This is a genomic window from uncultured Polaribacter sp. (assembly GCF_947495205.1).
In the GTDB taxonomy this organism is placed as follows: Bacteria; Bacteroidota; Bacteroidia; order Flavobacteriales; family Flavobacteriaceae; genus Polaribacter.
In genome coordinates this window covers 15,380-30,543 of the sequence record NZ_CANLXV010000017.1, presented here as the reverse complement: position 1 = coordinate 30,543, position 15,164 = coordinate 15,380, and the positions used below count along the sequence as shown (strand labels likewise).

The 15,164-nt window shown below is 31.1% G+C and carries 10 protein-coding genes; 8 read left to right on the top strand and 2 right to left on the bottom strand.

Features of this window, described 5'->3' with window-relative positions; genetic code table 11:
• Positions 1–168: 168 nt before the first annotated feature.
• The 5 genes from rluF to Q0762_RS13330 all read left to right on the top strand — a co-directional run bounded on the left by rluF (position 169) and on the right by Q0762_RS13330 (position 5,525).
• The gene (gene rluF / locus Q0762_RS13350; protein WP_298767526.1) at positions 169–1,059 is read left to right on the top strand and encodes a 23S rRNA pseudouridine(2604) synthase RluF; all 891 of its coding nucleotides are present in this window, start codon (positions 169–171) and stop codon (positions 1,057–1,059) included.
• A gap of 206 nt (positions 1,060–1,265) precedes the next feature.
• Complete coding sequence (gene tgt / locus Q0762_RS13345; RefSeq protein WP_298767524.1) at positions 1,266–2,396, top strand: tRNA guanosine(34) transglycosylase Tgt; 1,131 nt, start codon at positions 1,266–1,268, stop codon at positions 2,394–2,396.
• Positions 2,397–2,462: 66 nt separating this feature from the next.
• Positions 2,463–3,596: an LptF/LptG family permease gene (locus tag Q0762_RS13340; RefSeq protein ID WP_298767523.1), complete on the top strand. Its 1,134-nt coding sequence runs from the start codon at positions 2,463–2,465 to the stop codon at positions 3,594–3,596.
• On the top strand, positions 3,583–4,497 hold the full coding sequence (locus Q0762_RS13335) for a DMT family transporter (RefSeq protein WP_298767522.1): 915 nt from the start codon (positions 3,583–3,585) through the stop codon (positions 4,495–4,497). Before Q0762_RS13340 ends, Q0762_RS13335 begins: the two co-directional genes overlap by 14 nt.
• 74 nt (positions 4,498–4,571) lie before the next feature.
• Positions 4,572–5,525, top strand: a complete 954-nt coding sequence (locus Q0762_RS13330) for an acetyl-CoA carboxylase carboxyltransferase subunit alpha (RefSeq protein ID WP_298767518.1) — start codon at positions 4,572–4,574, stop codon at positions 5,523–5,525.
• Positions 5,526–5,663: 138 nt separating this feature from the next.
• Here the strand turns inward: Q0762_RS13330 and Q0762_RS13325 are convergent, their stop codons facing one another.
• Together Q0762_RS13325 and Q0762_RS13320 are read right to left on the bottom strand one after the other, a co-directional pair.
• Positions 5,664–6,689 (bottom strand): TlpA disulfide reductase family protein, encoded by a 1,026-nt coding sequence (locus Q0762_RS13325; protein WP_298767516.1) that lies wholly within the window; start codon positions 6,687–6,689, stop codon positions 5,664–5,666.
• A 148-nt stretch (positions 6,690–6,837) separates the two neighbouring features.
• A complete protein-coding gene (locus Q0762_RS13320) occupies positions 6,838–9,390 on the bottom strand; it encodes an ATP-dependent Clp protease ATP-binding subunit (RefSeq protein WP_298767513.1) in 2,553 nt (850 codons plus the stop codon).
• 269 nt (positions 9,391–9,659) lie between these two features.
• On the opposite strand from Q0762_RS13320, the gene gyrA reads away from it, so the two are divergent.
• The 3 genes from gyrA (at position 9,660) to Q0762_RS13305 (ending at position 15,120) form a co-directional block, all read left to right on the top strand.
• Positions 9,660–12,182, top strand: coding sequence for a DNA gyrase subunit A (gene gyrA / locus Q0762_RS13315; RefSeq protein WP_298767512.1), 2,523 nt, complete (start codon positions 9,660–9,662; stop codon positions 12,180–12,182).
• Between the two features lie 16 nt (positions 12,183–12,198).
• On the top strand, positions 12,199–13,449 hold the full coding sequence (locus Q0762_RS13310) for a tetratricopeptide repeat protein (protein WP_298767510.1): 1,251 nt from the start codon (positions 12,199–12,201) through the stop codon (positions 13,447–13,449).
• A 324-nt stretch (positions 13,450–13,773) separates the two neighbouring features.
• Positions 13,774–15,120 carry a dihydrolipoamide acetyltransferase family protein gene (locus Q0762_RS13305; protein ID WP_298767508.1) on the top strand — a complete coding sequence of 449 codons (1,347 nt, stop codon included), beginning with the start codon at positions 13,774–13,776 and terminating at the stop codon, positions 15,118–15,120.
• Positions 15,121–15,164 lie beyond the last annotated feature (44 nt).

Here is a 15,164-nt window from a genome sequence, read left to right as displayed (position 1 = left end):
AAAACCAATTGAAAAAATAAAAAATACAAATAGTTCTCATAGAAAATTTAGCACAAATTTTCTTTTCACTTAATTTATTTTAGCAGACTTTTTATAAATTTCAATAAAAAAAGAACGCTCAAAAAAAACATCAGCAATTAATGTTTATTTTTGTCAAAATTTTTTTCTTTGGACACCAATAACCAACAAACCACAAATCTTAATAAATACATTAGTTCTTCTGGAATTTGCTCTAGAAGAGAAGCAGAACGTTTTATTAACGAAGGAAGAGTTACCATAAATGGAAAACCCACACAATTAGGCAACAGAGTTGGTAAAAAAGATGTAGTAAAGTTAGATGGCAGGTTGGTAAAACCCCAAAACAAAACCCTTTATATAGCCTTAAATAAACCTATTGGTATTGTATCTACAACAGACGGCAGAGAACCTAATAATATTGTAAAACATATCAATCATCCAGAAAGGTTATTTCCAATTGGGCGTTTAGACAAGCCTTCTGAAGGCTTAATTTTTTTAACAAATGATGGTGATATTGTAAACAAAATTTTGCGCGCAGGTAACAATCACGAGAAAGAATATTTTGTTTCTGTAAATAAATCTATTACGCCAGATTTTATAGAAAAAATGGGCAGTGGAATTCCTATTTTAGGCACAATAACCAATAAATGTCTGGTAGAAAAAGTAAGCGACAAAATTTTTAAAATCATTTTAACACAAGGTTTAAACAGACAAATTCGTAGAATGTGCGAATATTTAGACTATGAAGTAACCAAGTTAAAAAGAACCAGAATAATGAATGTAGAATTAGGTTATCTACAAACTGGTGATTGGCGTGAGTTAACAGACCAAGAAATGCAACAAATCAATAAAATGATTGCAACTTCTTCTAAAACCCAAGAAGCTTCCGTTATAAAAGAAAAACCCAAGCCAAAAGTTTCTAAGAAAAAACCAGCACCAACTAAAAATGCCTTCAATAAAAAAAGTGCATCGTTTAGAAAATCATCACCAAAAAACAAAAGAAAAAATACTAGTTTTTCATCTAAAAAGAAACGCAGGTAGTTTTATTTGGGCGTTCCCACGCAAAAAAGCGTGGTCAGGCTTTCACTACTCGCTTTGCGCAAAAAAGCGCAAGAGCTCAAACAAACCGTTCAATCCTTAACGCACATTATTGCCAACAAAATCAATAATTCAAAAGTTGTTTCACCTTAAAAAATTACAAATTATTTAATTTTTCATTGCTTACAATAATGGTATATTTGCCCACAATGAAATTCAACCTAAAAACAACAGATTCTAAGAGTAAAGCCAGAGCAGGCGTTATTACTACAGACCATGGCACAATAGAAACGCCAATATTTATGCCTGTAGGTACAGTTGGTACTGTAAAAGGCGTACATCAAACCGAATTAAAACAACAAGTAAATCCAGATATTATCCTAGGAAATACTTACCATTTGTTTTTAAGACCAGGTTTAGAAATTTTAGAAAAAGCAGGTGGTTTACACAAGTTTATGAATTGGGATAGAAATATTCTTACAGATTCTGGTGGTTACCAAGTATATTCACTCTCTGGACGTAGAAAAATTAACGAAGAAGGTGTAAAATTTAAAAGTCATATAGATGGTTCTATGCACTTTTTTACACCAGAAAACGTTATGGAAACGCAAAGAACAATTGGTGCAGATATTATTATGGCTTTTGATGAGTGTACACCTTACCCTTGTGAATATAATTATGCAAAACGTTCTATGCATATGACGCATAGGTGGTTAGATAGATGTATTAATCATTTAGAAAAACTACCATATAAATATGGTTTTGAGCAAACGTTTATGCCAATTGTGCAAGGAAGTACCTATAAAGATTTAAGAAGACAATCTGCAGAATATATTGCAAACTCAAATCAGCAAGCCAATGCAATTGGCGGTCTTTCTGTAGGTGAACCCGCAGAAGAAATGTATGCCATGACAGAGGTGGTAACCGAAGTTTTACCAGAAGACAAGCCACGTTATTTAATGGGAGTAGGTACACCAATTAATATTTTAGAAAATATTGCATTGGGTATAGATATGTTTGATTGTGTTATGCCAACAAGAAATGCAAGAAACGGTATGTTGTTTACTGCACATGGAAGCATTAATATCAAAAATAAAAAATGGGCAGATGATTTTTCTCCAATAGACCCAATGGGAATTACAGCCGTAGATTTAATTTATTCAAAAGCCTATTTACGTCATTTATTCGCTGCAAAAGAAATGCTAGGAAAACAAATTGCATCGATACATAATTTAGGCTTTTATGTTTGGTTATCTAGAGAAGCAAGAAAACATATTTTAGCTGGAGATTTTAGAGAATGGAAAGATAAAATGGTAAAACAAATGGATAATAGATTATAGTTTTTAGTTGGTGGCTGCTAGTTATTGCTAGATAGCCAAAAACCAAAAACCAAAAACCAAATAAAATTGAAAATAATAGATTGGTACATATTAAAACGTTATTTGGTAACATTTCTGTTTACCTTATTAATCTTAATACCTATTGCAATAGCAATTGATGTATCAGAAAAAATAGATAATTTTTTAGAACATCCTAATTTAGGTTTAGAGGAAATTGTAAATGATTATTACATTAATTTTATTATTTATTATGCCAACACTTTTATGCCTTTGGCATTATTTATTGCTGTAATTTTATTTACTTCTAAACTTTCTAATAATACAGAGATTATAGCCATTACCAATGCAAAAGTTTCCTTTACAAGATTTTTATTTCCTTATTTTATTGGTGCTACCTTAGTTACACTTCTTTCTTTGGGTATGAATCATTACGTGGTACCAAGCAGTACTAAAATTCGTAAAAAATTTGAGAAAGAATACATTAAAAGTAGTCGTCAAAAAAGAGACCTAAAGTTAGTTACTAATTTTAGTTTACAATTAACAGACAGTACTTACATTTATATAAAAAGTTTTAACATAGATACCAATTCAGGTTACGATTTTACATCAGAAACCTATAATGGTTTGCAATTAAAATCTAAACTTTTTGCAGACAATATTAAATTTACACAAAAAGATTCTGTCTTTGTACCAGAAGATTCTACCTATGTAAAAAGAGACTCCATATTTACGTTAGGACGTTGGAGAAAACGAATTATTTATAAAGATAGAGATAGTATTTTTAAAGGAACAAAAATTGATACTGTTTTTAATTTTACACCAAGAGATTTAATTTACAAATCTTCTTTTGCACAAGAAATGCCAACAGGAGAGTTGGTAGATTTTATAAAATTATCTCAAAAAAGAGGGGTAAAAAATTTAAATGCATATTGGGTAGAGTTGTTTAAGAGAACAAGTTTGCCAATTGCTAGTTATATACTTACCATTATTGCTGTGGCATTAGCGTTTAGAAAACGTAGAGGAGGTACAGGAGTAAATTTAGCTTTGGGCGTTGGTATTATGTTTTTGTATATTTTCTTTATGAAAATAGGAGAAGTTTTAGGTTCTGTACCTAATGTAAGTTCTTTAGCTTACGTTTGGTTACCTAATATTATGTTTGGTATTTTAGCAATTTACCTCTACTACAATGCCAGAAAATAAGCTTAAAAATTACCTGTTACTGCATTTTATTGTATTTATTTGGGGTTTTACAGCAATTTTGGGCGCATTAATTACAATAGATGCAATACCATTGGTTTGGTTTAGAATGGCTTTGGCAGTTGTAATGATTATCATCTATTTTTTAATAAGAAAAAAATCTTTTCGTATAGATAAAAAGGCAATTTTAAAGTTCTTTTTTACAGGAACTATTATTGCTTTGCATTGGATATTTTTTTTTAAAGCAATTAAAGTTGCTAACGTTTCTGTAGCTTTAGTTACCATGAGCACAGGTGCTTTTTTTACAGCTTTAATAGAGCCACTTTTCTTTAAAAGACGCATAAAAACTATAGAATTACTATTGGGCTTAATGGTTATAACAGGTTTATATATTATTTTTAAGTTTGAAAGTGAATACAAACTAGGCATTTTGTATGCTTTAATTGCTTCTTTTTTAGGCGCCGTGTTTGCAGTGCTAAATGGTTTGTTTGTTAAAAAACACAAGGCAGATACTATATCTTTGTACCAACTTTTTTTTGGTGTACTTTTTATAAGTATTTATTTACTTTGGAGTAATCAATTGAATGCATCATTTTTTATAGTTTCTAAAATGGATTGGTTATATCTATTTATTTTAAGCAGTATTTGTACAGCTTATGCTTTTATAGCATCTGTGAATATTATGAAGTATATTTCTCCTTATACAGTTATGCTTACAGTAAACCTAGAGCCTGTTTATGCTATTATTTTAGCACTTTTTATTTTTGGTGAAAAAGAACAAATGAGTACTAATTTTTATTTTGGTGCATTTATAGTTTTGTTTGTGGTTTTGTTAAATGGAACTTTGAAAAACAGAACAACCCTAAAAACTAAAATTCAGCAAAAGTTGAAGAGAAAAAAGTAATACAAATTTACATTAAAAAGCAATTTTTATAGTATGTTTGTTATTCCAAATAACTAAAAGAAAACCACTACAAAATGGAATATTTAGATTTTGAAACACCAATTAAAGACTTACAAGATCAACTTCAAAAATGTCAGATAATTGGTGAAGAGAGTGATGTAGATGTTACTGCAACTTGCAAAAAAATAGAAAAAAAACTAGCAGAAGCTAAAAGAGATATATACAAAAACTTAACTCCTTGGCAACGCGTACAGTTGTCTAGACACCCAAACAGACCTTATACTTTAGATTATATAAAAGCACTTTGTGGAGATACTTTTATGGAATTACATGGAGACAGATCTGTAAAAGATGACAAAGCAATGATTGGTGGTTTGGGTAAAATAGGAGACCAATCTTTTATGTTTATTGGTCAGCAAAAAGGAAACAATACCAAAACGCGTCAATATAGAAATTTTGGAATGGCAAATCCTGAAGGATATAGAAAAGCGTTGCGTTTAATGAAAATGGCAGAAAAGTTTAGCATTCCTGTTGTTACATTTTTAGATACGCCTGGTGCATATCCTGGTTTAGAAGCAGAAGAACGCGGACAAGGAGAAGCAATTGCAAGAAATATTTTAGAAATGACACGTTTAAAAACTCCAATTATTACTGTAGTTATTGGTGAAGGAGCTTCTGGTGGTGCCTTAGGTATTGGAGTAGGAGATAAGGTGTACATGATGGAAAATACTTGGTATACTGTGATTTCTCCAGAATCTTGTTCTTCAATTTTATGGAGAAGTTGGGAGTTTAAAGAGCAGGCTGCAGCGGCATTAAAGCTTACAGGAAAAGACATGAAAAAGCTAAAATTAATCGATGCAATAATTAAAGAACCAATTGGTGGTGCACATTTTGATAGGCAAGGAGCTTTTGATGCTGTTCAAACTCAAATTTTAAAAGCATTTGAAGAGTTAAAAGATTTGTCTGAAATAGATTTAGTTGCCCAAAGAATGGATAAATATGCAAATATGGGTGTTTATAAAGAGTAGATCTGTAGAAACTGCGAGAATGAGATTATTTTAAAGAACGAGAGATCAATAAAAATATAATTTCAATCAATAACAAAAAAGCGAAAATCTAAATTTAGATTTTCGCTTTTTTGTTTAAGTTTTTACTAAAGGTAAAGACTAAATACCTAAAGAGGCAAACATATCTTTTAACCTTGGTTCTGAAGGTCTTGGTGCATTAGCATTTACAATATTACCTTGTGGATCTATTAAAATAAATCTTGGTATACCTGTAATTTGATACGCTTGTTGAAAAGAATAATCTTGACCAGACCATAATTGAACGCCACCCAATTGTCTTGCTTTTACAAAATTTCTCCATTTTTTTTCTGCAGCTTCCCAAGAACCACCGCTTCTTCTAGCTTCATCTGTAGAAATACTTACAAACTCAATATTTTTGCCTTTGTATTCCTCTTCTAAATTCTTTAAATAAGGAATTTGCTGTATACAAGGTCCACACCAAGTAGCCCAAACATCTATATAAACATATTTACCTTTAAAAGAATCTAAAGATTTTTTTCCACCTTTAAAATTTACATAATTTTCAAATTTAGGAGAAGGACTTCCCTTTGCAAACATTTTATTTTTTGCGAAGTTTTGTTCAAAGTAACCAATCATTTGGTTGGTTTGTTGACTCGCAATAGCAATCATAGTACTATCAAGATCAGCATATGAATTTAGAATGCTATCATATGTACTTTTTATATTTTCCATTTTAGCTAAAAAAGCTTTTTCTTCCAAGTCTAGAATAGCAGCAGGATTGCCTAAATTTTGGCTTTCTTTAATTTGAGCATACATAAAACTACTGTTGTCTGCTCCGTTTCCTGAGAAAGTAAAACTTTGCATAAACTTGCTAGCATCTCCTTTTAACTTTATATCAAAACCATTTTTTAAAAAAATTGGTGCAATTTTGGTTCTACTTGTACCAAATGTATAAATGTTTGGCTCTTTCACCTTTAATGTATCTTTAAAACTACCATCTTCATTTATTGTAATGGTTTTTATAACACCTTGCTGTCCAGAAATAGATAGAATAGAATCTGTGTTATTTGCTAATGTTCCTGACAAAGAAACATAATCTTTAGGAGTATTGGTACATGATGCTAACGCTAGTAAAGCAGCAAATACAAAACTTATTTTTTTCATTTTATAATATTTATGCGCTACAAAGATATAGATTAAAACATATTTACTACAGCTTTGTTTTTTGTTTTATAAATTTTTCCAATAAAATTTTCTTGAAAACTTATTGTATTTTAAAAATCCCAAACGATTTCGTTTGGGATTTTAATTTTTAAGATTCAGTTTCAGAGGTTAAAATAGTATCACCTTTCTCTATATTTATTGTAAGTATGTTGGTTTTACTATCTAAGTCCATAATAATGGTATCTCCTTCAGATAACTTAGAATTTACAATTTCTTCGGCTAATGCATCTTCTATATATTTCTGAATTGCTCTTTTTAAAGGTCTAGCTCCATATTTTTTATCAAAACCTTTGTCTGCAATGTAATCTTTTGCTTTTTCGCTTAATTTTAAAGTGTAGCCTAAATCAGAAATTCTATGTAATAATTTGTCTAATTCAATATCTATAATGGCATGTATATCTTCTCTTTCCAACGCATTAAACACAATTACATCGTCTATTCTATTTAAAAATTCTGGTGCAAAAGATTTCTTTAAAGCTCCTTCTATAACAGATTTTGCATGAGCATCTTCTTGTTCTTTTTTAGATGAAGTACCAAAACCAACACCACCACCAAAGTCTTTTAATTGACGTGCACCAATGTTAGATGTCATTATAATAATTGTATTTCTAAAATCTATTTTACGACCTAAACTATCGGTAATGTGCCCATCATCTAAAATTTGCAATAACATGTTGAATACATCAGGATGCGCTTTTTCAATTTCGTCTAAAAGAATAACAGAATACGGCTTTCTTCTAACCTTTTCTGTTAATTGACCACCTTCTTCATAACCAACGTATCCTGGAGGTGCACCAATTAATCTAGAAATGGCAAATTTCTCCATATATTCACTCATATCAATTCTAATAAGAGAATCATCAGAATCAAACAATTCACGAGCTAAAACTTTAGCCAATTGCGTTTTACCAACACCAGTTTGTCCTAAAAATATAAAAGAACCAATTGGTTTGTTAGGATCTTTTAAGCCCACTCTATTTCTTTGAATTGCTTTTACAACTTTAGTTACAGCAACATCTTGTCCAATTACTTTCCCTTTAATTAATTGTGGTAATTCATGTAATTTATGAGTTTCTGCTTCTGCAACTCTATTTACAGGTATACCTGTCATCATAGATACTACTTCTGCAACATTGTCTTCAGTTACTACTTCTCTATTTAATTTAGAATCATCTTCCCATTGTTTTTGAGCAGAATCTAAAGCAGCTTCCATGTTTTTTTCATCGTCACGTAACCTAGCAGCTTCTTCATATTTTTGGCCATTTACAGCCTTTGTTTTTTGCTCTCTAATATTTTCTAATTTTGTTTCTAGCTCTAAAACCTGCTGTGGTACCACAATATTGGTAATATGAATTCGAGATCCTGCCTCATCTAAAGCATCAATAGCTTTGTCTGGTAAATACCTATCTGTCATATATCTATTGGTTAATTTTACACAAGCCTCTAAAGCTTCATCTGTATAATTTACACTATGATGATCTTCATATTTACCCTTAATATTTTGTAAAATTTGTATGGTTTCTTCAACAGAAGTTGGGTCTACAATTACTTTCTGAAAACGACGCTCTAAAGCACCATCTTTTTCTATATTAGTTCTGTATTCATCTAAGGTAGTTGCACCAATACATTGTATTTCTCCTCTTGCCAAGGCAGGTTTTAACATGTTAGATGCATCTAAAGAACCAGTTGCACCACCAGCACCAACAATGGTGTGAATTTCATCAATAAAAAGAATTATATCATCATTCTTTTCAAGTTCATTCATTAACGCTTTCATACGTTCTTCAAACTGTCCACGGTATTTTGTACCTGCAACTAGACTTGCCAAATCTAAAGAAACCAAACGTTTGTCAAACAAAATTCTTGAGACTTTACGCTCAACAATTCTTAGCGCTAAACCTTCTGCAATGGCAGATTTACCAACACCAGGTTCACCAATTAACATAGGATTGTTCTTTTTTCTACGGCTTAAAATTTGTGAAACGCGTTCAATTTCTTTCTGTCTTCCTACTACTGGATCTAGATTACCGTTTTCAGCTAATGCTGTTAAATCCCTACCAAAGTTATCTAAAACTGGTGTTTTTGATTTTTTTACATTTTTACTTTTAGATTGTTGTTCAAAAGGATTTGGTTTTTCAGAAGGAAAACCATCATCAGAAGGTGTTTCTGCAATTGGGTTATTTGGTAAATCAGCGTCATCTACATGCAATTGTTTGTATAAGGCTTTGGCCTCGTCATAATTTACATGGTATTTTTGAATTAGCTTAGTAGTTGGGTCATTTTCATTTCTAAGAATGCATAAAAGTAAATGCGCTGTATCTATAGCATCACTTTGATACAATTTAGCTTCTAAAAATGTTGTTTTTAGTGCTTTTTCTGCTTGTCTTGTTAAATGCAAGCTTTTTTTCTCTGTAGTTGCTGCAAAAGCAGGATTTACAGGGTTTAATTGCTCTAGCTTTTTGCGCAAAAGTGTTAAATCTACATCAAATGCAGTTAAAATTTCCATTGCTTTGCCTTCTCCTTTTCTTAGAAGACCTAATATTAAATGTTCTGTTCCAATAAATTCGTGCCCTAATCGTAAAGCTTCTTCCTTACTAAACGTTATTACATCTCTTACTTTTGGTGAAAAATTATCGTCCATATTTCGTTCTATCTTTAGTGCTATGATGTGTATTCTAATTCTTTCTTTTTGCTAGATTGCAAAAAAGATGCCAGTATAAAAAACTGTCAAATTGACTTTTGTCTAAAATAGAAAACATCTAAAAGCTAGCCAAATATTTTTATGTTAAAAATTATCAAAAAATGTTGATAACTCTATTGGTTTGAGTTCTCTAAAATCTTTGTAAAAATTTATAGAAATTGTATCTTGCCTTGTTTTTAAAAAATGATTAATATTAATAAGAAATATATATGGCAGACGGAGAAAAGTTAATTCCGATTAATATTGAAGAGCAGATGAAAGCTGCTTACATTGATTATTCAATGTCAGTAATTGTGTCTAGAGCATTACCAGATGTAAGAGATGGTTTAAAACCAGTACATAGAAGGGTTTTGTATGGTATGCATGAGCTAGGGATTAAAGCCACAGGAGCTTATAAAAAATCAGCAAGAATTGTAGGTGAGGTTTTAGGTAAGTATCACCCACATGGAGATACTTCTGTGTACGATTCCATGGTGCGTATGGCGCAAGATTGGAGTGTGCGTTATATGATGGTAGATGGCCAAGGAAACTTTGGTTCTGTAGATGGAGATAGTCCTGCAGCAATGCGTTATACAGAGGTTAGAATGCAAAAAATATCAGAAGAAATGTTAGCTGATATTGAAAAAGAAACTGTAGATCATCGTTTAAATTTTGATGATACTTTACATGAACCAATTGTTTTGCCAACCAGAATACCAAACTTATTGGTAAATGGGGCTTCTGGTATTGCAGTAGGTATGGCTACGAATATGGCGCCTCACAACTTAACAGAAGTTATAAATGGTACTGTTGCATACATAGAAAATAGAGAGATTGAAATAGATGAGTTAATGCAACACATTACAGCTCCAGATTTTCCAACAGGAGGAATTATTTATGGTTATGATGGTGTAAGAGATGCTTTTCATACCGGTCGTGGACGTATTGTAATGCGTGCTAAAGCCAATATAGAGGAAGTTAAGGGACGCGAGTGCATTATTGTAACAGAAATTCCTTACCAAGTAAACAAAGCAGACATGATTAAAAAGACTGCAGACTTGGTAAATGAAAAGAAATTAGAGGGTATTGCAAACATTCGTGATGAGTCTGACAGAAACGGAATGCGTATTGTGTATATTTTAAAGCGTGATGCAATTCCTAATATTGTATTAAATAAATTATTCAAATACACGCAATTACAAACTTCTTTTAGTGTAAATAATATTGCTTTAGTTAATGGGAAGCCAGAGCAGCTAAATTTAAAGCAATTAATTCATTATTTTGTTGAACACAGGCATGAGGTTGTTGTGCGAAGAACAGAATATGAATTGAAAAAAGCTGAAGCTAGAGCACATATTTTAGAAGGATTAATTATAGCTTCAGATAATATAGATGAGGTAATTAAAATCATAAGAGGTTCTAATAATGCAGATGAAGCAAGAGCCAGTTTAATTGAACGTTTTGAATTAACGGAGATTCAAGCAAAAGCAATTGTTGAAATGCGTTTGCGTCAATTAACAGGTTTAGAACAAGATAAATTACGTGCAGAGTATGATGAAATCATGATTACTATTGCAGATTTAAAAGATATTTTGGCAAATGAACCAAGACGTTACCAAATAATTAAAGACGAATTACTTCATATTAAAGACAAATATGGAGACGAAAGAAGATCTATTATAGAGTATGCTGGTGGAGATATGCGTATTGAAGATATGATACCAGACACAAAAGTAGTGGTAACCATATCTAATGCAGGTTATTTAAAGCGTACCAATTTAGATGAATACAAAGTACAAAATAGAGGAGGTAGAGGCCAAAAAGGTGCAACTACTAGAAATGAAGATTTCTTAGAGCATTTGTTTGTGGGTACAAACCACCAATATATGATGTTCTTTACCCAAAAAGGAAAAGTTTTTTGGATGCGTGTTTACGAAATACCAGAAGGAGGTAAAAACACCAAAGGTAGAGCAATGCAAAACCTTATTAATATAGAACAAGACGATTCTGTAAAAGCATTTTTAGTTACTCAAGATTTAAAAGACGAAGACTACATTAATAGTCATTATGTTATAATGGCTACAAAGAAAGGTCAAGTTAAAAAGACTTCATTAGAGCAATATTCTCGTCCAAGAACAAATGGTATTAATGCCATTACGATTAAAGAAGGTGATGAACTTTTAGAAGCAAAATTAACTACAGGAGATAGCCAAGTAATGTTAGCTTTAGCCTCTGGTAAATCCATACGTTTTGAAGAAGCAAAAACAAGACCAATGGGTAGAACTGCATCTGGTGTTAGAGGTATAACTTTACAGCATGAGAATGATGAGGTAATTGGTATGGTAGCTGTAAATGATATGGACAGTAATATATTAGTGGTATCAGAAAAAGGATATGGAAAACGTTCTAGTTTAGAAGATTATAGAATAACAAATAGAGGTGGTAAAGGTGTTAAAACTTTAAATATTTCTGAAAAAACAGGAAATTTAGTAGCCATTAAAAATGTAGATGATTCTAATGATTTAATGATTATTAACAAATCTGGATTAACTATTAGAATGGCTGTAGAAGATTTAAGGGTAATGGGACGTGCAACACAAGGCGTGCGTTTAATTAAAATTAAAGATGATGACAGCATTGCTGCAGTAGCTAAAGTTGTTCATGAAGAAGATGCCGAAGAGGAAATTGAATCAGGAAATGAAAATGGCACGGAAATTGAAAACAATACCAATGATAATCAAGAACAAGAATAAATTAAATAATTATAAAATGAAAAATCAAATTATAACACTTTCATTAGCACTAGCGTCTTTAGTTACTTTTGGTCAAAAAAAAGAATTAAAGACGGCAGAGAAAGCTTTAGCGGCTAAAAAATATTCAGAAGTTTTAACTGCTTTAAAATCTACAGAGGGTATGTTACCTACAATGGATGCTAAATACAAAGCAAAATATTACTTTTTACAAGGTCAAGCCTTAGGAGGAAAAAAGAAATATGAAGCTGCTGCAGAAGCTTTTAATAACCTTTTTAGTTATGAAAAAGAAATAGGTAAGCAAAAGTATACCAAAGAAGCAAAACCTATTTTAACTTCTTTAATAGATAAAGTATCTAATTTAGCTGTTTCCCAATTTAATGATAAAAAGGATTATCCAAAGGCTACAAAAAACTTTGCATTAACTTATAAGTTAAATCCTAAAGACACAGCATCTTTGTACAATGCAGCAATTAGTGCTTCTTTAAATAAAGATAACGATACTTCTTTAAAATATTTTTTAAAATTAAAAGAAATCGGGTATACAGGAATTAGAACAATTTATAAAGCCACTAATAAAATTTCTGGACAAGTAGATAATCTTGGTAGTAAAGCAAATAGAGCTAATATGATTAAAATTGGACAATATGAGAATCCAATAGATGAAACTACACCTTCTAAAAAGCCAGATATTATTAAAAATATTGGTTATATTTATGTTAATCAAGGAAAAACAGAGGAGGCTATTACCGCTTTGCAAGAAGCAAGAAAAGCAAACCCAAAAGATGTAAACTTAATTTTAAATGAAGCACAATTATATATTAAGTTAAATAAAATGGATAAGTTTGAAGGTTTAATGCAAGAAGCAATTAAACTAGACCCAACTAATCCTACCTTGTTTTTTAATTTAGGTGTTGTAAATGCAAACGAAGGCAAAGCAGAAGACGCTAAAAAATATTACAAAAAGGCAATTGAGTTAAAGCCAGATTATGGAGATGCTTATATGAATTTAGCAATCGCCATGCTTTCTGAGGAAAAAACAATTGTTGATGAGATGAATAACAATTTGTCTAACTTTAAAAAGTATGATGCTTTAAAGGAAAAGCAAAAAAAATTATATAGAGAAGCAATTCCTTATTTAGAAAAAGCAGATAGCTTAAAAAGATCTGAAGATACAGTTAGAACGCTTTTAAATATGTATGATACCTTAGAAATGAGCACCAAAGCAGACGCTTTAAGAGTAGTTTTTAAAAAAATGCGAGGTATGTAATATTACTTGTATAAATTTGTAAAAAACCGAAACTTTTTAGTTTCGGTTTTTTTGTTTTTATACACTTAGCTAAATTCTGTAAAAGCATTTTAGAAAACTATTGATTAATTAATTGTAAATAGGAAAAATTACATTACAACTGAATTATGAATTTGATAAAATTAAACGTGTAAATGGTGTGAAAATCGGTATATTTTCTTTGTAATGACTTTTTTTATAGAAATATAATAATTAATATGGTTTTTTTTTGTGTTTTTTTTAAGTTCTGTCTCATTAAAAAATCAGTGAAATTGATTACTTTTGCAAAAGTTTAAAAAAAGAGAAATGGCAAGATTCGAATTAAAGCTACCAAAGATGGGAGAAAGCGTTGCAGAAGCAACAATTACCTCTTGGTTAAAAGAAGTAGGAGATACTATAGAATTAGATGAAGCTGTTGTAGAAATTGCTACAGATAAAGTAGATTCTGAAGTTCCTTCTGAAGTGGAAGGTGTTTTGGTTGAAATTCTTTTTGAAAAAGATGCTGTGGTAAGCGTAGGACAAACACTTGCTATTATAGAAATTGAGGGAGATGATACTTCTAGCGAAAAAGTAACAATATCAGACAATAGTAATACTTTAGAAGTACCAAATGTAAATATACAGGCAATTGAAGAAAGTGTAGCGTTAGCCAATCAAGTTAAAGAAACACCAATTTTAAAAACCTCAGATGCAGGTAAGTTTTACTCTCCTTTGGTTAGAAATATTGCACAAACAGAAGGTATTTCCCAAGACGAGTTAGCTTCTATTGTTGGTTCAGGTAAAGAAGGCCGAGTAACTAAAGAAGACATATTAAACTATGTTCAAAATAAAGAAGAAGTAAAGGAGACAGTTGTACAAAATAAAGCTACAGTTCAGGTTGAAAATAAGTTTCAAATTAATGACCAACAAAGCAATGCAAAAGTAGCGCCTATTGTAGCAAATAGATCAGACGAGGTTATAGAGATTTCTAGAATGGGCAAGTTGGTGGCTAAACATATGGTAAACTCTATACAAACATCTGCACACGTGCAATCTTTTATAGAAATAGATGTTACCAATATTGTAAAATGGCGTAATAAAGTAAAGGATGCTTTCTTAAAAAGAGAAGGAGAAAAGTTAACTTTTACGCCAATATTAATGCAAGCAGTTGCTCAAACAATTAAGAAATACCCATTAATTAACATTTCTGTTAAAGACGATACAATTATTAAAAAGAAAAATATCAATTTAGGTATGGCAGCTGCCTTACCAGATGGTAATTTAATTGTACCTGTAATTAGAAATGCCGATCAATTAAATTTAGTAGGCATTACCAAAGCAGTAAATGATTTGGCAACAAGAGCTAGAAACAATGCATTAAAGCCAGATGAAATTCAAGACGGAACTTATACAGTTACTAACGTTGGTAGTTTTGGTTCTATTACAGGAACACCAATAATTAATCAGCCACAGGTGGCTATTTTAGCTTTGGGGGCAATAAGGAAAATGCCAGCTGTAATAGAAACACCAGAAGGAGATTTTATAGGGATTAGACAAAAAATGATGGTTTCTCACTCTTATGATCATCGTGTTGTAAACGGCGCATTAGGCGGTATGTTTATTAAAACTTTTAAAGATATACTAGAAGCTTGGGATGTAAACCAAGACTTTTAATTGTCTGTATTTAAATTTATAAAACGCCCTTTTTTATGGGCGTT

What these genes read in the sequence shown, in the direction of transcription:
- Q0762_RS13320 (WP_298767513.1), bottom strand. Translation starts at nt 9,390, where the DNA reads ATGGACGATAATTTTTCACCAAAAGTAAGAGATGTAATAACGTTTAGT.
- Q0762_RS13310 (WP_298767510.1), top strand. Translation starts at nt 12,199, where the DNA reads ATGAAAAATCAAATTATAACACTTTCATTAGCACTAGCGTCTTTAGTT.
- Q0762_RS13305 (WP_298767508.1), top strand. Translation starts at nt 13,774, where the DNA reads ATGGCAAGATTCGAATTAAAGCTACCAAAGATGGGAGAAAGCGTTGCA.
- gyrA (WP_298767512.1), top strand. Translation starts at nt 9,660, where the DNA reads ATGGCAGACGGAGAAAAGTTAATTCCGATTAATATTGAAGAGCAGATG.
- Q0762_RS13325 (WP_298767516.1), bottom strand. Translation starts at nt 6,689, where the DNA reads ATGAAAAAAATAAGTTTTGTATTTGCTGCTTTACTAGCGTTAGCATCA.
- Q0762_RS13335 (WP_298767522.1), top strand. Translation starts at nt 3,583, where the DNA reads ATGCCAGAAAATAAGCTTAAAAATTACCTGTTACTGCATTTTATTGTA.
- tgt (WP_298767524.1), top strand. Translation starts at nt 1,266, where the DNA reads ATGAAATTCAACCTAAAAACAACAGATTCTAAGAGTAAAGCCAGAGCA.
- Q0762_RS13330 (WP_298767518.1), top strand. Translation starts at nt 4,572, where the DNA reads ATGGAATATTTAGATTTTGAAACACCAATTAAAGACTTACAAGATCAA.